Below are 20,535 nucleotides of genomic sequence, written 5' to 3'. Positions count from 1 at the left end.
CGTTCAGGCTCGGATCTCTTGAGCCAAATCAATTCCTCAGCCGAGCGGGTTCGCCGCAGAGACTGGCCGCAATCAGGGTTCAAGCATCGCTCATCAGATGCTTTTCAATTTCTCCAACCGAATGACTGGTCAGGTCCTTGTTTATCTCAGCGATAACGCAAGCCTTTACATCGGAGTGGAACGCATTTCGCAAATCGGCGAGTGTTCGGGGTGGCGCCACAACAATGAGGGCCTTCGCCTTTCTCGTCCGAACCAATTGCTCCATGGCCGCGGCAACCCTTCGTGCGAAGCGGTGCTCTTCGATGTCATGCCAATCGGTCGCTTCGACGGCGCTTCGGCGGCCTGCCGATCCAGCCGCAGTCACACGTCCGGGGCGGTCGCTGCCCTGTTCGTGAGTCGGCGGATTTTCCTCTTCAAAAACCTTTTCGGTTCGGAGGTTCGGAGATATCGCGTCGCCATCATTTCGCAGGAACAAGGCTCTTCGGCCATCACCGACAAATACCAAGGCGTTATGTGGAATCTTGAAGTGCATGCTTTCCTCCTGGCAGTTATGCGACGCTAACGCTCTCCGGCTCACACGCCGAACGGGTATGTATCTGGAAGGCCCTTGATCTCGGCGGTATCCAGCGGGGTGACGGCATGGCTGTCATCAAACCAGATATACTCGTCGAACTGTTGCGGCAGGCTGGCCCGGAAGTAGTGGCTGGCGAGTTCGGTTTCGGGCCGATAGATCACGCCGATTGCGCGCTCCAGGCGCCCCTTGCCGAGACCAGCCGACCCGCACAGGTCACCCTGGTCACGAAGACCCAGCATGAAACGCGCGAGCCCGGTCGCGTGGCATAACTGCTCGTAGCTGTCGGCGACCGCCGGACGGACGGTCTTGATTTCCATCGGGCCATCCCAATTCGATGCCGCTGCGACCGTTCCGCTGTGGGTACCGAACCCAACGAGGTAGGCCTGCTCCCCGAACTCCTGGCGGCAGAGTTGACCCAGATTGTGTTCCCCGCGAGCGGCCATCTCGGTGGCTCCTGCGTTGCCCACGTGCGAGTTGTGCGCCCACACGATGGCCTTGCTGTCGGGACCGTGAAACGCAAGCAAATTCTTCAGTGTTTCAAACATGTGACTGTCGCGCAGATTCCACGACGCGCGCGAGCCGTAGTACATGATGCGATAATAGCGCTCTGCGTTCGCGACCAGACGCGCGTTTTGTTCGGCATCGAGAAAGCGTTCACCATCGTGCTCGGCGTAAGCTCGGCGCTTTGCCAGTAGATCGGAGAGCGCACCCACCACATGAGATTCGCAGGTGGGATAGGAGCCCGTCAGCGCGGCATGGCCGTAGGTCGCGGGATCTCGCTGCCACGGCGTCAGGCACCCGTAGCGCTCGCGAGCAACCTTCGCCGATTCCGGGTCGACGGCGTCGAGATAATTCAAAACCGAACGGATCGAGTCATAGAGACTGTAGAGATCGAGGCCATGAAACGCGACGTGCTCGTTGCGCCCGACCGTCCCATTGTGCTTGCGCAGCCAGCTCACGAAATCGCGAACCTCGGTGTTGCGCCACATCCAGGTTGGAAAGCGGGCGAACGCGGTCCACTCGGATGGTGGATACTGGAAATGCCGCACATAGTGGTCGACCCTCGCAGCATCGGGCCAATCCGCCTCGATCGCCACAAACCGAAATCCCTTTTTGACAATGAGGTCCCGAGTGATGCGTCCACGCATCTTGTAAAATTCGGAAGTGCCATGGGTCGCCTCGCCCAGCAATACGATCCGCGCTGACCCAATTCGCTCGAGCAGCGGATTCAGATCGGCAGTTTCGATCGATGGAAAGGATTCTGCGGCATCCGCGAGATTTCGGATCAATACTTCCTCGTCCGAAGAAACGGGAATCCGTGCTCGGCGCACGTGCGTGCGTCCAACTCCTCTGGCGGCCGTCCAACCTTGCTCTCCGATCAGGGGGACGAAGCGGACATCGGCAATATCTTCGCTGTGATACTCGCTGGCCGAAACCCTGGTAATCCTCACCAGTTCCTGGCTGCGCTGGTCGGTACCCACCGGCATCACCAGCCGGCCGCCGATCTTCAACTGCTGCTTCAGGGATTCCGGAACCTGCGGCCCGCCGACGGCCACGACAATGGCATCATAGGGAGCATGCTTCGTCCATCCCTTTGTGCCGTCGCCATGCAGCACATGAACGTTGTCATAACCGAATTCAGCCAGTGTCGCCGCGGCCTTCTCGGCAAGCGGGCCGAGCCGTTCGACCGTGTAGACGTCGGCCGCTATCTCCGACAATACCGCGGCGGCGTAACCGGATCCGGCGCCGATTTCGAGAACTTTCTCGCCTCCCTTCAGCAACAACGCTTCGGCCATGAAGGCGACGATATAGGGTTGGGAAATGGTCTGTTCCCCGGTAATCGGGAGCGGTGAATCCTCGTAGGCGAATTCACGAAGGTCTTTTGGCAGGAACAGTTCACGCGGCACTCGGCGCATCGCATCGAGAACGAGTTCGTCGCAGACACCGCGTGCGGCGATATTTTTTTCAACCATCGCCTTACGGAGCGATGGAAACGAGGTCATTTCACTGGAAGGAAGTTCCTGCGAGGCCGGAATTCCCATGATAACGCCTCCTGCGACATCCAGTTAGAATTGCCACCCGTCGTGGCATAATTGAATTGAAGGTATTCATTCCGCCAACCGAGCAGCTTGACCGACATCAAGGAAGAGCCCGGCATATCGGGCTGGAATGGAAATATTGCTACGGCTTGCAACGACAGTGGACGTCAAAGAGGCAATCTGGATCGGGTTTGTGCAAGGTTGGCTCAGGAGCGCCGACGGCAGGTCGGCCCTGAAGTTACGTGACACCGATATCCAAGGATTGATTGGATTCGTAGAAACACAGCATGACAACATCCTCGCCCAGCCTCTGCATGTCACCAAGGCGTGTGGAACGCCATCGCCGCAACCGAAGAAGCCGGAGAACTCGAAACGGCAAGGTCGGCGGAAGACCGCCAACGTGTCTTGGTACGGCAAGCTTCTGATTATTGGCACATTGATGGTCGCGGCCGGATGGGAGATTTTCCAATTGATCCTCACGATCATTACGCCCGACTGAACGCCGGCTTGATGAAGATCGATCCTGAATCAAGCGACACTGCCCAGGATTGACGTTACCAAACCAACAAGGAGCTCTGATCACGCAAGCGCGCGATCATCAGCCGGGCGACTCTGATCCATGTCGCCGCCAGCGCGCGACCCAAGCTGGAAATGACCCTTCCGGATTTGGCGATTCGACAGAAGTGTTTCACGAAAGGAAGAAGAAATCGTGGGCGATCAACGGAGAGCGCTCCTCGTCGCAGCTGAAGCCATTGCAGGCGTCATTGCGGTCAACGATCACCTCGCGGACAGCCCAACTTTTGTTTACTGACCGGCAAAACCTGCCTCAGGCCGCCGCCTGATTGCTGGCGGTGCCTGATGAGCGCAAGGGAGCGAATTGCTCTGCCGTCAGGGATTCATGTGCAATCAAAAGCTCGACGCCGGCCTCAAGGTCCGCCCGTCGCTTTTCCAGAATCTGCTTTGCGCAGGCTTCTCCGGCTTCAATCAACTCACGGACGGCGAGGTCTATCTCTCGCCCTGTTGCTTCTGCGGCGCTCGCTACCGAATCCTGGAGCGCGGGCAGGAAGATATGCGGCCGCGGCGCATAGGTGCGTTGCCCTACCCTTGCATCCATTCCGTATTTCGTGACCATCTCGATCGCAATCTCAGTTGCTCGCTGTAAATCATCGGCGGCCCCTGTTGATACGTCGCCATCGAAGATCAGCCGCTCAGAGGCGCGGCCTCCCATCAATACCGCGATGCGGCTTTTCAAATCGCTTGCTGAAAGCAAGAACCGGTCCTCGGTAGGCCGCTGCATGGCGTAGCCGAGCGCACCGACACCGCGCGGAACGATCGAGACTTTCTGAACGGGGTCAACGCCGGGCAAGCTTGCAGCGACCAGCGCATGGCCCATTACGTGATAGGCAACCCTGCGGCGCTCTTCCTTGCTGAGCACCCTGCTCTTCTTTTCGATTCCGGCTACGATCCGCTCGATCGCGACCGTGAAATCGTCAAAAGATACCTCGTCGGCATTCCGCCTTGTCGCGGCGATGGCCGCTTCATTGATCAGATTGGCAATGTCGGCTCCGGTGAAACCGGTGGTGGAGACCTGCGATCTTGTCGAGATCGACCTGCTTGCCGATCTGGATTTTGCGAATGTGCACCTTGAGGATGGCAACACGACCGTTCTTATCCGGTCGATCCACCAGCACCTGCCGATCGAACCGCCCCGCGCGCAATAATGCAGGATCAAGGATCTCGGGCCGATTGGTGGCTGCCAGCAAGATTACACCGACCGTCGGATCGAAACCGTCGAGTTCCGCAAGCAGTTGGTTCAAGGTCTGCTCCTTTTCATCGTAGCCACCAAACGAACCGGCAGAGCGGCTGCGCCCCAACGCATCAAGTTCATCGATGAAGATGATGCAAGGCGCGGCCTTGCGCGCCTGTTCGAACAGATCGCGGACCCGCGCCGCGCCGACCCCAACGAACATTTCGACGAATTCCGAGCCGGAAATCGAGAAGAACGCGACCCCGGCTTCACCCGCGACGGCGCGGGCGAGCAAGGTCTTCCCGGTGCCTGGCGGCCCTAGCAACAATATCCCTTTGGGAACATGGGCCCCGAGCCGGCCGTAGCTCTTGGGGTTCTTGAGAAAGGATACCACTTCCTGCAGTTCGAACTTGGCTTCGTCGACGCCGGCCACATCGGCAAAGGTTACCTTGATATCCTTCTCGACGTAAACTTTTGCCTTGGATTTACCGATCGACATGAATCCGCCAAGGCCTTGTCCACCCGTGAGGCGACGGCTGAGAAAGATCCAGACCACAGAGAACAGCACGACGGGTATAACCCACGATAGAATCGCTTGAAGCAGCCCGCCCGGCAAAGCGCCGGTCACTACCACGCCCTTCGCCACAAGTTTATCGGCGAGCGCCGCATCCACACGTGCGGTCTCAAAGGCGGAGTTTCCGCTTGGCAGCTTATCCTTCAATCTGCCTTGGATAGTATCCTGGCCGACGATAACCTCGGTAACGGCGCCTTCGGCAACAAGCTGCTCGAATTTGCTGAAGGGAATGCTGTCGATCCCATCGTAAGATATCACCGCCCATTCCAGCACCAGCGCACCCAAGGCGGCCGCAAACATGATAGCGATTATGATGTTCTCTTTTCGGGATGGTCGATCGGAAGCCATTTTCTTTTCCTGGTAGCTCGGAATGTCCAGCGTGGAATGGCCAGATGAACAAGGGCCATTTTGTCAATTATGGTGAGCTTAAGGTGTCCCAGCTTGCTCTGGATCAATTCGCATCAACGGCCGGGGTTTACGTTTTTTTGCTAGGATGTCCCTCGCCCCGCAAACGCGGAGGAAACCACTTGGCCTGCGCATCGATTGCGGACCTCTCCCCGCAAGCTAAGTCGCATTTGCCGCTTCACGCGCAGGAATTTACCTGGCCGCCTTCAATAATATCTAGAAGGAATATCAATCTGATCCGGAGGCTCCGTCGCTGATGCACCATGCCTGCGCAACCGATCCAATTGATTCCGATCAACGTCCGCCCTTAGAAACGATGACATCAAATCCAGCGTGAGGGGTGAGACGATACGAGTTCATAGTCGAGCGAATGATGTGCGAGTGACAAAATGAACGAAGCTACCAAAAATCTTGATGTGGATTTGATGCGGCGATGCATCTCACTGGCTAAATCGTCAATTGACGCCGGCGAGTATCCTTTTGCGGCCGTTATCGCGTGCAACGGTGCATTCTTGTGCGAGTCAATCAACAAGGTAAAATGCGATCGTGACGTCAATCGCCACGCCGAGATTGCCGCTGTTTCGAAAGCACAAACGGCCCGAGGTGCAAATCTATCCGATTGCACGATCTATTCGACAGTCGAACCTTGTGCTCAGTGCTCGTACGCCATCCGGGAAGCTCGGATAGGACGAACCGTGTACGGCCTGAAATCTCCATTAATGGGTGGCCACTCTCGCTGGAACATACTCTCGGACCCGGATTTATCGAAGCTGCTTCCAGAAGTTTTTCGACCGGCTCCGGAGATTGTGTCGGGATTTCTGCAGAACGAGGTCGAAGCCCTTTTTCAGCAATGGAATCCCCTGATTTGGCGCATTATCAAAGCGAGAGGAATTTTCGTCAGCGATCTCGGCGCAAACAACATTTGTTCGCCCTCCCACGGCGGAGGCCAGACTGACAAGTTTGCTTGAAACACAAGTGATTGACCGCATCAGGCAAGCAGGAGCCAACGCGAACGGTGATGCATACATCTCGCTCCGCTAGTTGCAGTGAGCTTTCAGTATTCCAGGACCGGTGAGGAGAAATGCAATGCCGCCGAAGGATCCCATCAACTGGATGCTTTCCGATGCGATCGAGACGCTGGCCCGAGCCGAGCGCCTACACCAGCAGTTCCTTAATCTTCGACCGCCGGCCGAAACGCGTGAGCCAAGCTGGGAGCCGCCCATCGACGTGCTGGAGACCGATCAGGAAATATTGATCTTCATTGCTTTACCCGGCGTCGATCCCAACGAGGTCGAAGCGGTCCTCGACGAGGGCGCCCTCGTGGTCAAGGGGCGCCGCGCACTGCCGGCAGAACTCCGCAATGCCCGCATCCTCCGCCTTGAACTGCCACAAGGCAGGTTTGAGCGCAGAATCCCCTTGCCGTCCGGCCGTTACGTCATAAGCCGCTTCGCTACGAACGGTTGCATCGGCTTGCGCCTTGCCAAAGCGAGTTGAGGAGAAGCCATGTCGTCAGTCAATGACACAGTCACATCGGACCAACCCTCCGCGTCGCGCCCCGATCAGCCTGTTCCGATCCCGCCAGACGCTCTCATTATCGTGCCGGTACGCAACACTGTCCTGTTTCCGGGCGTCGTCATGCCGATCACCATAGGGCGGCTGAAATCGATCGCGGCCGCCCAGCAGGCGGTCCGCGAGCAGCGGCAGATCGGCCTTCTACTCCAGCGCGACGCGGAGGCGAGCGAACCGGGACCTGACGATCTCTACCGCGTCGGTACCGTAGCCAATATCGTGCGCTACGTCACCGGACCCGACGATAGTCATCATCTCGTCTGTCAGGGTGTGCAGCGCATTCGGGTGCTCGACTATCTTTCGGGCACTTCGTTTCTGGCGGCGCGCGTTCTTCACATACCGGAGCCGACGACGACGTCACCGGAAATCGAGGCCCGTTTTCTGAATTTGCAGCGGCAGGCCATTGAGGCTGCAGAATTGCTTCCGCAAGCGCCCCAGGAGCTGGTCGCAGTCCTGCAAGGCACAACCTCGCCCTCCACTTTGGCTGATCTTGCAACGTCTTACCTGGATATCAAACCCCAGGAGAAGCAGGAAATCCTCGAAACGGTCGATCTCGGGCTCCGCATGGAAAAGGTTTCGCGCCATCTGGCCGAACGCATCGAAGTGTTGCGGCTCAGCCATGAAATCGGGCAGCAGACAAGGGCGACGTTCGACGAGCGCCAGCGGGAAGCTATCCTGCGCGAGCAGATGGCAACCATTCAGCGCCAGCTTGGCGAAGGCGACGGCAGGACCCATGAGGTGGCGGAGCTGAACGAGGCCATCGCCAAAGCCGGTATGCCGGCCGAGGCGGAGAGCCAGGCGCGAAAGGAGGTCCGCCGCTATGAACGGATGCCGGAGGCCGCTGCCGAGGCAGGCATGGTTCGGAGCTACCTGGACTGGCTGATCGAACTGCCTTGGAGACTGCCGGAGGAGAACTCGATCGACATCGCCGGGGCGAGGCGAATTCTCGACGAGGATCACTACGGCCTGGAGAAGATCAAGAGCCGGATCATTGAATATCTAGCCGTCCGGAAACTGGCGCCGCAGGGCAAGGCGCCAATCCTGTGTTTCGTCGGTCCGCCCGGCGTCGGCAAAACCTCACTCGGACAGTCGATTGCGCGGGCGATGCAGCGGCCGTTCGTGCGGGTCAGCTTAGGCGGCGTTCACGACGAAGCGGAGATCCGTGGCCACCGACGCACCTATATCGGAGCCCTCCCCGGCAACATCATTCAGGCGATCAAGAAAGCAGGCGCCCGCAATTGCGTCATGATGCTCGACGAGATCGACAAGATGGGACGCGGCAATCAGGGCGATCCTTCGGCCGCGATGCTCGAGGTGCTTGATCCCGAGCAGAACGGCACCTTCCGCGACAACTACCTTGGAGTGCCATTCGATCTCTGTCGGGTGGTGTTCGTGGCCACGGCCAACATGCTTGATACCGTCCCGAGCCCGCTGCTGGATCGGATGGAGATCATCAGCCTGGCCGGGTACACCGAAGAGGAGAAGCTGGAGATTGCGCAGCGGTATCTGGTTCGCCGCCAGCTCGAAGTCAATGGGCTGAAGCCGGACCAAGTCGAGATCGAACTGGATGCGCTGCGGCTGATCATCAAAGGCTATACGAGGGAGGCAGGCGTTCGCAATCTGGAGCGCGAGATTGGCAAGGCCTTTCGCCACGTCGCTGTCCGGACCGCCGAAGGCAGCGCCAGTCGGGTCGTTCTCACCACCAGGGAAATCGCGGCTGTCCTTGGCCCACCCCGGTTCGAAAATGAGATCGCCATGCGCACCAGCGTGCCCGGCGTGGCAACGGGCTTGGCCTGGACGCCGGTTGGCGGCGATATTCTTTTTATCGAGGCCTCGCGCACGCCCGGAAAGGGAATGCTGATCCTGACAGGCCAACTCGGCGAGGTGATGCGCGAAAGCGTACAGGCCGCGCTGACCCTGGTGAAGAGCCGCGCCTCCCAGCTCGGCATTGATCCCTCCGTGTTCGAAAAGAGCGACATTCACGTCCATGTTCCGGCGGGCGCTACGCCGAAGGATGGGCCAAGCGCGGGCGTTGCCATGTTCATCGCCCTCACCTCCCTCCTCACCGACCGCACCGTCAGGAGCGACACCGCCATGACCGGCGAAATTTCGCTGAGAGGGCTGGTGCTACCGGTTGGCGGCATCAAGGAAAAGGTCGTCGCCGCCGCCGCCGCAGGCCTGACCCGCGTGATGTTGCCGGCGCGGAATCGGCGTGACTTTGACGAGATTCCGCAGAGCGCCCGCGACCGGTTGGAGTTCATCTGGCTCGAGCAGGTTGATGACGCGATGGCCGCGGCCCTCGAGCCAGCAGTCAGCACGGCAACTGCCGCCGCTGAATGATAGAGTTGATGACGGATCCCACACCATGCCGATCAACAGCGCGGGCATTCTGATGTACCGCCGTAGCCGCGAGGGGAAAGAAGTCCTGCTGGTCCATCCGGGTGGCCCTTTTTGGCGCAAGCGCGATCTAGGTGCCTGGTCGCTGCCCAAGGGAGAGCTGAACGATGGAGAGGATCCGGAGACCACCGCACGGCGGGAGTTCGAGGAGGAACTCGGGGTAAAGGTCACCGGACCACTCCAGCCGCTTGGCCAAGTGCGCCAGCGTGCCGGCAAGACGGTCCTGGGCTATGCGCTGGTGGGTGATCTCGACGTCGTTAGCATTCGCAGCAATGACGTTTCGATCGAATGGCCTTCCCACAGCGGCCAGACCATCTCTTTTCCGGAAATCGACCGCGCCGCGTGGTTCGCGCTTCCGCTCGCCCGGCAGAAGATTCTTGCAAGCCAGCGCCCCTTTCTCGATCGTCTTGAAATGCTCTGGACTAACGCATCACCATCTCAAACGCATGGTCATAAAGAGCCGATATGACCCCCGACCAAATGCCGGCGACGCGCCCTGACGCCGAAACCGCTCTCTCCGGCCACCTCACGTCGCGTATCCACGAATTCGATCGCAGATGACGTGGTCGCTTTGGCATACTCCTCGGCAGGCACTCGCCTTGGGCCGCCCCGCCCTACAGGCGTGGTAGGATTGCGCTTTTCATCTAGTGCTCTCAAGCGGCAAGCAGATCGAGCCTCGGCTATATGACGCGCTGGCTGGATTCGCATCAGAAAGAAACATTGGAAGACATCGCCAATGGGCTCATGGACGTAATGGACGACAACTTCAAGGAAGCCAAAGCACCGGCCAGCATCCTCGCTGCATCGAGCACGCCGACAAGTTTTTCGGTGCGGGGAAAAGAAGCAAGTGCTGCACGAGCACTATTCGTGTTTATGCGATTTTGCTTATCCGAAGTTTCAACAAATAGGCATTCAATCGCGATAAAGAAACCGGACGCATGGTGCTTCGAAAATATGGCAACGTTACCGAGGACCATTACCAGATGCTGGTCACGCTCAGCATGAGCAGTAATTTACAGCGAGCAACGATCTGATGTGATCCGTCAGGTGGCGGCCACTGCAGGCGCAATGATTCCTCGGCCGGCGCGCGCATCCAGGTGTCGACCTCTTCGGGCGTTGTCAGGGTCATCAGCATCAATGGCTGAATCCTCTCCCCGACAAACAGACCTACGAACGAAGGATCGTTGAGCGGTTCGGCGATCAGAGAGTTTGAGTTTATCGTTTCCACCGTCAGAAATGAAAGAGGTTGCCCACTGAGCCGGCCTTACTCTTTCGGCTTTGGCTCTTTTGCCATTTCATCCCGGATCAATTCGAGCAGCAATTTGCGCTTGCTCTCGTCGGTCGTCTCATCAAGCACCTTTCGGTAAAGCTTGAGGCTCTCCGTATGAATGAACCTGTCCATTGCGGCCTCCGTGAGGGGCCAGAGTACGATGGTGCGACGCTGCGCCTAACCAGAAACAGAGTCCAGTAGTCAAATTAGGAAACTCCCAAAATCAACTTAGGACACTGGGGGGGGCTAAATACGGACAGTACCCCTGCCGCATCAGACAAGAACGATAGAGTCGAGACTGACGCGCGGGCAGGTACAACGCGGAGGTCAAAAGCTCGTCGTGCCCCCCTGCGTCGTACCATCGTCATGCGAGTCGCCGAGCGAAGCACGATCTAGATCAGGTACAAAAGTGGTACAAGGATTTCTGGCGAGCCCGCAGAGAGGAGAAGCTGATTTTGCGGCGGTTGCTTGGTAGCGAGAGAGGGACTCGAACCCCCGACCCCAGGATTATGATTCCCGTGCTCTAACCAGCTGAGCTACCTCGCCACAAGCTCGCTACGAGACCCTGCGGTCACCGCTTGCGAACGGGCCGCATATAAGAAGTCAGCCAAATACATGTCAAGCAAAGCCCGATCCTGTTTCGGCCCTATTATTTCGGCCGCACGTCCGGATTGCCTCCCGGACTGCCCGGCGGAGGAATAACCGGCATTTTTCCCGTTTCCGGCGTCGGTGCGTGCATTCCGGGATCGACTCCGGTGGGTGGACACAAAACCCCATCCGATCTTGCCAGCTTGTCGCCGAGCGCTTCGCTGCTCTGGCCGGTTGTGGACCCGCCATGCGGGGCAATGGTGCCGTCATTGGGCCGCGCCTGTGTCGGGGCGCAATTCTGCTGCTGACGCGATGGATTGGGCGGCGCAGTCTGGGGCGGTGGCGTGGCCGGTGACGGCGGCGCCTGCGCAAGCGCCAGCCCGGGGAGGGTGCCAAACAAACATGAACAGAGAAGGAGTGGTGTCATCCGCATGGAAGAAGAACGGCGCGGCGACGCGCAAGTTCCGTGCTCTATCAACGCAAAATCAGGACTTCCGATAGCGGATCAGCGAAAAATGCCCCATCGGCGGCATCGGACGGCGCTCGATCAGGTCGACGCCGCCGTGCTTCACGGTCCAATCCACGAGGCGCTGCCACGGAAATTCGGGCCGCCAGCCAAGTCTGCGCGCCAGCGGCGCGAACGCCATTTCAAACACCTTGCGCGGACCACTCTCGGCGCCGATGTGATTGACCAGAATCAGTTCACCGCCGGGCTTCAGGACACGGATGAAATCATCCAGCGTCGCTTCCGGATCCGGAACCGCGGTGATGACATATTGCGCCACCACCGCATCGAACGCCGCATCGGGGAACGCAAGATTCTTGGCGTCCATCACCGACAACGATTCGACGTTTGTCAGATTGAGAGTACGGACGCGTTCCTGCGCCTTGCGCAGCATCGGCTCTGAAATATCGACGCCGCACAGCTTCGTCGAGCGAGAATAATCGGACAATGACAGCCCGGTGCCGACTCCGACATCGAGAACACGGCCGCCGATGGCGTCGGCGACGGCGATGGTGGATTTTCGTCCTTGATCGAAAACAGCCCCGAACACCAGATCGTAAACCGGAGCCCACGCGGCGTACGCCTTCGCCACTCCGGCGCGATCGATATCGTTGCCCATGCCGCCCTGCTCGCCTGAACGCTAACCCGCCGCGACCGATTGCGGCTCAAGGGCACCGCGCGCCGGCGCAGCGCGGCCTCCGCGAGAAGCGCTCTTGATGAATCCGCCGCCGAGAACGCGGGCCTGACCGCTGGCGGCATCGTAGAACACACAAGCCTGCCCCGGCGAAACGCCTTCCTCGCCGGCAACCAACTCGATTTCATACTCGCCATCGATCAGGCGCAACCACGCCGGCTGCGGCGCGCGGGTGGAGCGCACTTTGACGAACAGCTCAAGGCCACCACCGGCAACCGCGCGCTCGAGCGAGCCGCCGCCGATCCAGTTGATGTCGCGCAATGCGATACGGCTCATCCGCAACGCCTCGCGCGGCCCGACGATGACGCGGCGCGACGGTGCATCGAGCCCGACCACATAGAGCGGCGCATGGGCGGCGATGCCGAGACCTCGGCGCTGGCCGACGGTGAAATTCACGATGCCCTGATGCTGCCCGATGACGCAGCCGTCGAGATCGACGATATCACCGGGCTCGACCGCATTCGGCTTCAGGCGCTCGATCACGTCGGTATAGCGGCCGGTCGGCACGAAGCAGATGTCCTGACTGTCGTGCTTGTCCGCGACCGACAGGTCGAAGCGGCGTGCGAGTTCACGCGTCTGCGCCTTGGTCATGTCGCCGAGCGGAAAGCGCAGATCTGCCAACTGGTCCGGCGTGGTGGCGAACAGGAAATAGCTCTGGTCCCGATCGGCATCGGCCGCACAAACCAGCGCTCGCGAGCCGTCATCGAGGCGGCGTGACGCCACGTAATGGCCCGTGGCGAGGGCCTTGGCGCCGAGTTCGCGCGCAGTCGCCAGCAGATCGCGAAACTTGATCGAACGATTGCACTCGATGCACGGTACCGGCGTCTCGCCATGCACATAGCTCTCGGCGAAACGGTCGATCACGGATTCGCGGAAGCGGCTTTCATAATCGAGAACGTAGTGCGGAATGCCGATCCGTTCCGCGACATCGCGAGCGTCATGAATGTCCTGCCCGGCACAGCACGCGCCTTTGCGATGAGTCGCCGCACCATGGTCGTAAAGCTGCAGCGTGATGCCGACGACGTCGTAGCCTTCGGCCTTGAGCAACGCCGCCGTTGCCGAGGAATCGACGCCGCCTGACATGGCGACGACGACCCGCGTATCTTCCGGGCGACCTTCAAGATCGAGGCTGTTGAGCATGAGCTGGCCAATCTTCGGCTGCAGCGGCGCAAGCCAGCTGCAAGCGGTCTGGGTGTTGCTCTTTATGTATAGTCCGGCATCCCGTGAGGCAATCGCGGCCGCTTTGATCCGTTCAAAGAGGCAAATCTTGCCGCCGGGCAGAAACAGGCGGGTTCCCGATCATCGGCCACATCTTGTTGGATCAGATAAGACGTTGATTTCTATTTGTTTTTATAACTGAAAGCCTTGGCCCGGTCCTTGCTCCATTGAGGGAGATATCACCGCAAGGGGCCGCCCGTGTACAGTGTCACCTCCGAAACAACCGTTGCCGCCGCATCGCAGGCGACGCGGTCGAAGCAGGCGCCGAACAGCCAACCGTCCCAGACCGACGGTTTTGCGGCATTGGTGGATGGCAACGCGGCCGCCGCGGCAGACCATGACCGCCCCGCATCCGACGACCGGCAGCCACGCACGGGGGGTTCCGCCGATCACAAGGCGCGAAACGACAATCCGCCGAAAACCGATAGAGCATCGAACACTGCCGACCAGGGCTCCAGCGTAGCCGCCGGTTCTGACCCGGCGACCCAGGATGCGGCTCAAACCACGAAACCGTCCACCGGTATCGTGCAAGGCTCCAAGCCCGGCGTCATCATCAAGCCCGGCAAGTCGAATAACGGCGCGGATCAGGACGCCGGCGAGCAGACCGCTGCGGACGGTCAAGCCGCGCAGACCGCCGCCAACACCGTCATCCTGAGTGCAGGACCTGTTGCGGTCGTCATTCCCGTCGCTGCTTCCGCGGATACATCAACCACGCCGGCCACCGGCGATACCGCCGTTGCCAGTTCCGCTAGTTCATCGCCCGTGATCGTGCCTGCGGATTCGCTCGCCGCCGCAGCGATCGCAAACGCGTCAGCCGCCGTGGCGGCCACCGAAACATCGGCTGAAACGGCAACGCCGACGACCGCAGCCGGTGCCGAAACCAAATCCGACGCCACGGCCCCTGGAAATATCGCTGCCGCAAACGCAACGGCAGCGGCGGCAACGACATCTTCGCAGCCTGATCCCACTGCTTCGCAGCCCGATCCCGCTGCCGCCGCAGTGGACGCCGATGCCGCAGTGTCTCTTGCCGCCGCCGCTCCTGCGGCTGTCGCGGTCACGACCAAATCGGCAACCACGCCGGCCGCCATCCAGATGGCCGGCGATGCGAAAGCTGGCGACGCCAAAACCGATGCAGCACCCGCCGCAGCCAGCCCGCTGACGCAGGCGGCGATCGATCCCGCCGCGTCCGACAACAAGACCTCCGCGCACGATCCCAAGCAGGAGGCCGTCGAGGCCAAAACCGACGCGCCCATCAATGACACCGACGCCCACAAGCCTGTCGCGACCCGGGATGCAGCGCCGACAATCGCACCGCACGATCATCGCGCAGCATCTTCGCCATCGATTCAACCCGACCCAAGCCTGCAGGCTGCGGCAAATGCCCCTCAGCCGACACAAATTCAGCCGGTAAACAACGTCGCGATTCCAACATCACAGCTGAGCGTCGCGCTGGCGACCAGTATGCCGGTGCCGCTGAATGGCCTCGCCGTCGATATCGCGCTGAAAGCCGCCAGCGGCAAAAGCCGGTTTGAAATCCGCCTCGATCCCGCCGATCTCGGCCGCATCGACGTGCGCCTCGATGTCGACAAGCATGGTCAGGTGACATCGCATCTGACAGTCGAAAAGTCGTCGACGCTCGACATGCTGCGCAGGGACGCGCCGCAATTGCAGCGCGCGCTCGAAGATGCCGGACTCAAGACCGGCGACAGCGGACTCCAGTTCAGCCTGCGCGATCAATCATCCGGCCGCAACGACGACAACGGCTCGGGACGCAACGCGCACCGCCTCGTCATTACCGAAGACGACGCGATCCCCGCGCCTGTTGCAGGGAAAACATACAGCCGGATGCTTGGAGCGAGCAGCGGCGTCGACATCAGGATTTGAGGAAACGGATATGGCCGTAGACGCATCATCGCCAATCATCCCGACGTCCGGGGTTGCGACCGTTCCCACCGGAACCACCACAGGCACGACAAGTTCGACCGCGACTGCGGGCATCGCCGATAATTTCCAGACCTTCCTGACGCTGCTGACCACGCAGTTGCAGAACCAGAATCCGCTCGATCCGCTGGACACCAATCAGTTCACCCAGCAGCTCGTGCAGTTCGCCCAGGTCGAACAGCAATTGAAGTCCAACGATCAGTTGACCGCGCTGGTGAATATCGAGAAAGCCGCGCAATCGACCCAGGCGCTGGTCTTCGTCGGCCAGACCGTCGCCGTCGACGGCAGCACCGCGCATTTCGACGGCCATGCAACGTGGAATTTGAATGCGGCGAAAGACACCAACGCCACGATCAATATCACCAACTCGGCGGGACAGACCGTCTACTCCGGCAATTTCGCCGTTAGCGCCGGCAATGCCAGCTTCGTCTGGGACGGCAAGGGCAATGACGGGACCTCGTGGCCGGTCGGCGACTACAAGATGACGGTCACGGCGAAAGACAGTTCCGGCAACAACGTCGCGGTCACGACCGAAGTGCAGGGCGTGGTGGATTCCGTGGATCTCACGGCCAGCCCGGCCCTGCTGTCGATCGGGGGACAGAACTACACCACCGACCAGATCAAGCGCATCGTGCGGCCGACGACGACCTGATGATACCGCCGCCCCGCGGCGGCAATCTCACTCACATCAGACGGGCTAGACACCCGGCCGCCGGGGAACCCGGTGGCCGGGTTTCCGACGTGTGCAAGGAGAATCGTATTGGAGCCTTGAGCTTAGGCAAATTTTAAGCGGCGGCGCGTAGGTTGTTTTCACGAGTTCAGTAGTTCGAGTTTGTGAGTACACCATGACAGAACCCCACCGCCCGAGGGTGAAGTACGTCATCGGGCCAGATGGCAGCCCGCTTACGATTGCGGATTTGCCAGCGCCCGGAACCAAACGGTGGGTCATCCGCCGTAAGGCCGAAGTCGTTGCGGCGGTCCGCGGCGGCCTTCTTTCCCTTGAGGAAGCCTGCAGCCGCTACACGCTGACGGTGGACGAATTCCTGTCCTGGCAGTTCTCGATCGACCAGCATGGTCTCGCCGGTTTGCGCACTACGCGCATCCAGCAGTACCGTCAGTAAGACTTTCCATCAAAATTCGACGCTTTTGACAAAAACCGGCCTCTTTTTAGAGGCCGGCGTTTGTCGTTTCCACGATTTGTCCTCGGACGTTAACCGGCGTTAACCATATCGAAACCATACCTAGGCAAATTCTGCCCAGTCGGCGCGCGGTGCCGATTCTTGGGGTTGGGCAGTGCAAGGTCTGGTGGCATTTCTTCGAGGTCTGGGCGCAGCGCGGATGGCGGCAATGGCCGCCGTCACTCTCGCGCTCATTGGATTCTTCGGTTTCGTCATCATGCGCGTCACGACGCCGCAGATGACCACGCTTTTTACTGATCTGAGCTACGAGGACTCCTCGGGCATCATCAAGGAGCTGGATCGTCAGGCGATCCCGTATGAGCTGAAGAACGACGGCGCCATCATCATGGTGCCCAAGGACAAGGTCACCAAGCTGCGGATGAAGCTCGCCGAGGGCGGCCTGCCGAAAGGCGGCGGGGTGGGCTACGAGATCTTCGACAAGGCGGATGCGCTCGGCTCCACAAGTTTCGTTCAGAATATCAATCATTTACGAGCGCTCGAAGGCGAACTCGCCCGCACCATCAAGGGCATCGACCGGATTCAGGCCGCGCGGGTCCATCTGGTGCTGCCAGAACGGCCGCTGTTCTCCCGTGAAACGCCCCAGCCCTCTGCCTCGATCGTTCTGCGCGTGCGGGGCCAGCTCGAGCCGCAGCAGGTCCGCGCGATTCGCCATGTCGTCGCTTCCGCCGTCAACGGCCTGAAGCCGCAGCGTGTCTCGATCGTCGACGAAACCGGCCAGTTGCTCGCCAATGGCGACCCCGGCGATGCCGGCGCTGACGGCCTGACTGGCGACGAGCGCCGCGCGGCCTATGAGAGCCGGATGCGCCGTGAGGTCGAGAGCATCGTCTCCTCGGTAGTCGGCGCCGGCCGCGCCCGCGTTCAGCTCTCCGCCGACTTCGACTACAACAAGGTGACCCAGACCTCCGATAAGTTCGATCCGGAAGGCCGGGTGCTGCGCTCCAGCCAGACCCGCGAGGAATCCTCGACCACCGCCGACAACAAGGACGGTCAGGTCACCGTCAACAACGAGCTGCCCGGCGGCCAGCAACAGGGCGGCAGTACGCCGACGGCGAAGGACGAGAGCAAGAAGAGCGAAGAAATCAACAACTACGAGATTTCGCGCGTCACCAAGACCGAGGTCGTCGAAGGCGGCCGGGTCAAGCGGATGTCGGTCGCGGTGCTGGTCGACGGCAGCTATGCCAAGAACGACAAGGGCGAACTGGTCTATACGCCGCGCTCCAAGGAAGACCTCGACCGCATCTCCACCCTTGTCCGCTCCGCCATCGGCTTTGATGAGAAGCGCGGCGACCAGGTGCAGGTCATCAACCTGAAATTCGCCGAAGGGCCGACGTCGATCCCGACCGCTGAGCCGACCGGCTGGCTGGGCATGTTCCAGTTCACCAAGGACGACATCATGTACTTCATCCAGCTCGGCGTCATGATGCTGCTGAGCCTGGTCGTGCTGGTGATGGTGATCCGGCCGCTGCTCAAGCGCGTATTGGCCGCCGATCCGGCGAGGCCCACCGAAGCGCCGCTCCCGGCGCTGCCGGAAGCGCCCCCCGCGCAGCCGCAGCTCATGAACAATGCGACCGGCCAGATGATCGACGTCGCCCAGGTTCAGGGCCAGGTCCACGCCCAGTCGGTTCATCGCGTCGGAGAACTTGCCGAGCGCAACCCGACCGAAACCGCCTCCATTATCCGTCAATGGCTTGCAGAACCGGCGTAACGCGACATGGCAAATACACCCGCTCTTTCGAACAACGCCAACACCAACGACATCGCCAGTGTCGTCGCTACCCTTGCGAGCCGTCAGGGCGGACGCCAGCGCACTGCACCGCTGAGCGGCCCCAAGCGTGCTGCGATCATGATGCTGGCGCTCGGCGAACAGTATGGCGGCAAGGTCTGGGCGATGCTCGATGACGACGAAGTGCGCGAACTCTCCGCGGTGATGTCGTCGCTCGGCACCGTCGAAGCCGATGTGGTCGAGGACCTGCTGCTCGAATTCGTCTCGCGGATGTCGGCCTCCGGCGCGCTGATGGGCAACTTCGACGCGACCGAACGGTTGCTGCAGCAATACCTGCCTTCCGAGCGCGTGACCGGCATCATGGACGAAATCCGCGGTCCGGCCGGACGCAACATGTGGGAGAAGCTTTCCAACGTGCAGGAAGAGGTTCTCGCCAACTATCTCAAGAACGAATACCCGCAGACCATCGCCGTGGTGCTGTCGAAACTGAAGCCCGAGCACGCCGCGCGCGTGCTGGCGATCCTGCCCGAGGAGATGGCGCTGGACGTCGTCGGCCGGATGCTGCGGATGGAAGCCGTCCAGAAAGAAGTCATCGAGCGCGTCGAGCAGACGCTGCGCACCGAATTCATGTCGAACCTGTCGCAGACCCGGCGCCGTGACGCCCACGAGGTGATGGCCGAAATCTTCAACAATTTCGACCGCCAGACCGAGACCCGCTTCCTGACTTCGCTGGAAGAAGACAACCGGGAGTCGGCCGAACGCATCAAGGCGCTGATGTTCACCTTCGACGATCTGGTGAAGCTGGATTCGGGTTCGGCACAGACGCTGATGCGCCATATCGACAAGGACAAGCTCGGCGTCGCGCTCAAGGGCGCCAACGACGCGGTGCGCGAATTCTTCCTCAGCAACATGTCGAGCCGCGCCGGCAAGATGCTGCTCGACGACATGGCCGCCGCCGGCCCCGTGCGCCTGCGCGATGTCGACGAGGCGCAGGCCCTGCTGGTCAATCTCGCCAAGGATCTTGCCGCCAAGGGCGAGATCATGCTGCAGAAAAACCGCGCTGACGACGAGCTGGTGTACTGATGGCCGCGCCCGCAAAATTCCTGTTCGACACCGACTTCGCGGCGTCAGCCACCTCCAAGGAGCGCGTGGCCACCAGCGCGGAGATCGCCCAGCGAACCGCAGAAGCCGAAGCGCGCGGCTATCGCGATGGCTTTGCCGCCGCCCAGCGCGAAGCCAAGGCGGAAAGCGACCGGCGCGCCGCGCTGGCATTCGAGGAAATTTCGATCGCCATTCGCTCCATTGCTTCCGGTTTCGGCAGCATCGAAAACCGCATGGAAACCGAAGCGGTCGATGTCGCGGTCGCCGTCGCCCGCAAGCTGTGCAGCGAACTGGTGGCCGCCGAGCCACTGACCGAGATTACGGCGCTGGTCAGCGACTGCTTCCGCCACCTCACCTCGACGCCACACATCGTGGTGCGGATCAACGATGCGCTCTACGACGCCGCTCGCGTGCAGATCGAACAATTGGCCAAGCGAAACGGCTTCGAGGGCCGTCTCGTGATCCTCGCCGAGCCGGACATCGAAACCGGCGACTGCCGGATCGAATGGGCCGACGGCGGCGTCACGCTGGAGCGCGCGTCGATCGACACCAAGATTGCCGAACTCGTGGGACGCTACATCGCATCCCGCAACCAGGCCGGAATTTCCACCGGCTCCGAGGACTGAATCATGAGCGACAACGACAGCCCCGTCCCGCTTCCCGATCTGAACGCCGCCGACGCACCGGCGCTCGACGATCTCGCGGCTTCCACCGAGGACGATGCCGGCACCCGGATCGCAGCCGATCTCGAAGCCGTCTTCGACGTTCCGGTTCAGGTGTCCGCGGTGCTCGGCCGCTCCAAAATGGATGTCGCCGACCTGCTCAAGCTCGGGCCCGGAACGGTTCTCGAACTCGACCGCCGCGTCGGCGAGGCGATCGACATCTACGTCAACAACCGGCTGGTGGCGCGTGGCGAGGTCGTCCTTGTCGAAGACAAGCTCGGCGTGACCATGACCGAAATCATCAAGGCGGAACGCGCCTGACTATGACT

General features: G+C 60.7%; 20 protein-coding genes, 1 tRNA gene and 1 pseudogene. 12 read left to right on the top strand and 10 right to left on the bottom strand.

From position 1 onward, the window contains the following. Positions 1-79: 79 nt before the first annotated feature. Positions 80-532: a host attachment protein gene (locus ASC80_RS22860; protein WP_082512463.1), complete on the bottom strand. Its 453-nt coding sequence runs from the start codon at positions 530-532 to the stop codon at positions 80-82. A gap of 41 nt (positions 533-573) precedes the next feature. Beyond that, positions 574-2,616 carry a protein-L-isoaspartate(D-aspartate) O-methyltransferase gene (locus tag ASC80_RS00910; protein WP_056291967.1) on the bottom strand — a complete coding sequence of 681 codons (2,043 nt, stop codon included), beginning with the start codon at positions 2,614-2,616 and terminating at the stop codon, positions 574-576. 127 nt (positions 2,617-2,743) lie between these two features. On the opposite strand from ASC80_RS00910, the gene ASC80_RS00905 reads away from it, so the two are divergent. Next, positions 2,744-3,112 (top strand): hypothetical protein, encoded by a 369-nt coding sequence (locus ASC80_RS00905; protein WP_056291964.1) that lies wholly within the window; start codon positions 2,744-2,746, stop codon positions 3,110-3,112. Positions 3,113-3,439: 327 nt separating this feature from the next. Here the strand turns inward: ASC80_RS00905 and ftsH are convergent. Next, positions 3,440-5,282 (bottom strand): annotated as a pseudogene (gene ftsH, locus ASC80_RS00900) (ATP-dependent zinc metalloprotease FtsH). A 446-nt stretch (positions 5,283-5,728) separates the two neighbouring features. Here ftsH and ASC80_RS00895 point away from each other — a divergent pair. The 4 genes from ASC80_RS00895 to ASC80_RS00880 all read left to right on the top strand — a co-directional run bounded on the left by ASC80_RS00895 (position 5,729) and on the right by ASC80_RS00880 (position 9,774). Further along, complete coding sequence (locus ASC80_RS00895; protein ID WP_082512361.1) at positions 5,729-6,307, top strand: nucleoside deaminase; 579 nt, start codon at positions 5,729-5,731, stop codon at positions 6,305-6,307. Positions 6,308-6,425: 118 nt separating this feature from the next. Continuing rightward, on the top strand, positions 6,426-6,833 hold the full coding sequence (locus ASC80_RS00890) for an Hsp20/alpha crystallin family protein (protein WP_056291961.1): 408 nt from the start codon (positions 6,426-6,428) through the stop codon (positions 6,831-6,833). Positions 6,834-6,842: 9 nt separating this feature from the next. Next, positions 6,843-9,248 (top strand): endopeptidase La, encoded by a 2,406-nt coding sequence (gene lon / locus ASC80_RS00885; protein WP_082512360.1) that lies wholly within the window; start codon positions 6,843-6,845, stop codon positions 9,246-9,248. 25 nt (positions 9,249-9,273) lie between these two features. Then, positions 9,274-9,774: an NUDIX hydrolase gene (locus ASC80_RS00880; RefSeq protein WP_056291958.1), complete on the top strand. Its 501-nt coding sequence runs from the start codon at positions 9,274-9,276 to the stop codon at positions 9,772-9,774. A gap of 238 nt (positions 9,775-10,012) precedes the next feature. On the opposite strand, the gene ASC80_RS00875 is transcribed toward ASC80_RS00880, so the two are convergent. The 7 genes from ASC80_RS00875 to mnmA all read right to left on the bottom strand — a co-directional run bounded on the left by ASC80_RS00875 (position 10,013) and on the right by mnmA (position 13,502). Beyond that, complete coding sequence (locus ASC80_RS00875; protein ID WP_056291955.1) at positions 10,013-10,282, bottom strand: hypothetical protein; 270 nt, start codon at positions 10,280-10,282, stop codon at positions 10,013-10,015. Beyond that, entirely contained in the window at positions 10,282-10,443 is a 162-nt protein-coding gene (locus ASC80_RS23955) for a hypothetical protein (RefSeq protein ID WP_210168402.1), read from the bottom strand. Before ASC80_RS23955 ends, ASC80_RS00875 begins: the two co-directional genes overlap by 1 nt. A gap of 126 nt (positions 10,444-10,569) precedes the next feature. Continuing rightward, on the bottom strand, positions 10,570-10,707 hold the full coding sequence (locus ASC80_RS24065) for a hypothetical protein (RefSeq protein WP_200941129.1): 138 nt from the start codon (positions 10,705-10,707) through the stop codon (positions 10,570-10,572). A gap of 337 nt (positions 10,708-11,044) precedes the next feature. Beyond that, a tRNA-Met gene (locus tag ASC80_RS00870) sits at positions 11,045-11,121 on the bottom strand. Positions 11,122-11,224: 103 nt separating this feature from the next. Next, the gene (locus tag ASC80_RS24275) at positions 11,225-11,596 is read right to left on the bottom strand and encodes a hypothetical protein (protein WP_082512359.1); all 372 of its coding nucleotides are present in this window, start codon (positions 11,594-11,596) and stop codon (positions 11,225-11,227) included. Between the two features lie 52 nt (positions 11,597-11,648). After that, entirely contained in the window at positions 11,649-12,287 is a 639-nt protein-coding gene (locus tag ASC80_RS00865) for a class I SAM-dependent methyltransferase (protein WP_056291952.1), read from the bottom strand. A 21-nt stretch (positions 12,288-12,308) separates the two neighbouring features. Beyond that, positions 12,309-13,502: a tRNA 2-thiouridine(34) synthase MnmA gene (mnmA, locus tag ASC80_RS00860; protein WP_056291950.1), complete on the bottom strand. Its 1,194-nt coding sequence runs from the start codon at positions 13,500-13,502 to the stop codon at positions 12,309-12,311. A 276-nt stretch (positions 13,503-13,778) separates the two neighbouring features. On the opposite strand from mnmA, the gene ASC80_RS00855 reads away from it, so the two are divergent. The 7 genes from ASC80_RS00855 to fliN all read left to right on the top strand — a co-directional run bounded on the left by ASC80_RS00855 (position 13,779) and on the right by fliN (position 20,527). Further along, positions 13,779-15,464, top strand: coding sequence for a flagellar hook-length control protein FliK (locus tag ASC80_RS00855; protein WP_056291948.1), 1,686 nt, complete (start codon positions 13,779-13,781; stop codon positions 15,462-15,464). Positions 15,465-15,474: 10 nt separating this feature from the next. Then, the gene (locus tag ASC80_RS00850; protein WP_056291945.1) at positions 15,475-16,173 is read left to right on the top strand and encodes a flagellar hook assembly protein FlgD; all 699 of its coding nucleotides are present in this window, start codon (positions 15,475-15,477) and stop codon (positions 16,171-16,173) included. A gap of 193 nt (positions 16,174-16,366) precedes the next feature. Beyond that, a complete protein-coding gene (gene sciP, locus ASC80_RS00845) occupies positions 16,367-16,642 on the top strand; it encodes a CtrA inhibitor SciP (protein WP_002714638.1) in 276 nt (91 codons plus the stop codon). A 172-nt stretch (positions 16,643-16,814) separates the two neighbouring features. Beyond that, on the top strand, positions 16,815-18,425 hold the full coding sequence (gene fliF / locus ASC80_RS00840; RefSeq protein ID WP_056291943.1) for a flagellar basal-body MS-ring/collar protein FliF: 1,611 nt from the start codon (positions 16,815-16,817) through the stop codon (positions 18,423-18,425). A gap of 6 nt (positions 18,426-18,431) precedes the next feature. Further along, positions 18,432-19,526, top strand: a complete 1,095-nt coding sequence (fliG, locus tag ASC80_RS00835) for a flagellar motor switch protein FliG (RefSeq protein ID WP_056291940.1) — start codon at positions 18,432-18,434, stop codon at positions 19,524-19,526. Then, complete coding sequence (locus ASC80_RS00830) at positions 19,526-20,170, top strand: FliH/SctL family protein (protein ID WP_056291937.1); 645 nt, start codon at positions 19,526-19,528, stop codon at positions 20,168-20,170. The genes fliG and ASC80_RS00830 overlap by 1 nt, the downstream gene beginning before the upstream one ends. A gap of 3 nt (positions 20,171-20,173) precedes the next feature. After that, positions 20,174-20,527 carry a flagellar motor switch protein FliN gene (gene fliN / locus ASC80_RS00825; protein ID WP_056291934.1) on the top strand — a complete coding sequence of 118 codons (354 nt, stop codon included), beginning with the start codon at positions 20,174-20,176 and terminating at the stop codon, positions 20,525-20,527. Positions 20,528-20,535 lie beyond the last annotated feature (8 nt).

The organism is Afipia sp. Root123D2, assembly GCF_001425835.1.
Classification (GTDB): domain Bacteria; phylum Pseudomonadota; class Alphaproteobacteria; order Rhizobiales; family Xanthobacteraceae; genus Afipia.
Note: the sequence above shows the minus strand (reverse complement) of the source record. Positions and strands in the feature narration are given on the sequence as shown.

Coding starts and splice junctions, on each gene's coding strand:
- sciP (WP_002714638.1), top strand. CDS start 16,367: ATGACAGAACCCCACCGCCCGAGGGTGAAGTACGTCATCGGGCCAGAT.
- lon (WP_082512360.1), top strand. CDS start 6,843: ATGTCGTCAGTCAATGACACAGTCACATCGGACCAACCCTCCGCGTCG.
- ASC80_RS24275 (WP_082512359.1), bottom strand. CDS start 11,596: ATGCGGATGACACCACTCCTTCTCTGTTCATGTTTGTTTGGCACCCTC.
- mnmA (WP_056291950.1), bottom strand. CDS start 13,502: ATGCTCAACAGCCTCGATCTTGAAGGTCGCCCGGAAGATACGCGGGTC.
- ASC80_RS00875 (WP_056291955.1), bottom strand. CDS start 10,282: ATGGTCCTCGGTAACGTTGCCATATTTTCGAAGCACCATGCGTCCGGT.
- ASC80_RS00830 (WP_056291937.1), top strand. CDS start 19,526: ATGGCCGCGCCCGCAAAATTCCTGTTCGACACCGACTTCGCGGCGTCA.
- fliN (WP_056291934.1), top strand. CDS start 20,174: ATGAGCGACAACGACAGCCCCGTCCCGCTTCCCGATCTGAACGCCGCC.
- ASC80_RS00910 (WP_056291967.1), bottom strand. CDS start 2,616: ATGGGAATTCCGGCCTCGCAGGAACTTCCTTCCAGTGAAATGACCTCG.
- ASC80_RS24065 (WP_200941129.1), bottom strand. CDS start 10,707: ATGGACAGGTTCATTCATACGGAGAGCCTCAAGCTTTACCGAAAGGTG.
- ASC80_RS00865 (WP_056291952.1), bottom strand. CDS start 12,287: ATGGGCAACGATATCGATCGCGCCGGAGTGGCGAAGGCGTACGCCGCG.
- ASC80_RS00850 (WP_056291945.1), top strand. CDS start 15,475: ATGGCCGTAGACGCATCATCGCCAATCATCCCGACGTCCGGGGTTGCG.
- ASC80_RS00895 (WP_082512361.1), top strand. CDS start 5,729: ATGAACGAAGCTACCAAAAATCTTGATGTGGATTTGATGCGGCGATGC.
- ASC80_RS00905 (WP_056291964.1), top strand. CDS start 2,744: ATGGAAATATTGCTACGGCTTGCAACGACAGTGGACGTCAAAGAGGCA.
- ASC80_RS00890 (WP_056291961.1), top strand. CDS start 6,426: ATGCCGCCGAAGGATCCCATCAACTGGATGCTTTCCGATGCGATCGAG.
- fliG (WP_056291940.1), top strand. CDS start 18,432: ATGGCAAATACACCCGCTCTTTCGAACAACGCCAACACCAACGACATC.
- ASC80_RS00880 (WP_056291958.1), top strand. CDS start 9,274: ATGCCGATCAACAGCGCGGGCATTCTGATGTACCGCCGTAGCCGCGAG.
- ASC80_RS22860 (WP_082512463.1), bottom strand. CDS start 532: ATGCACTTCAAGATTCCACATAACGCCTTGGTATTTGTCGGTGATGGC.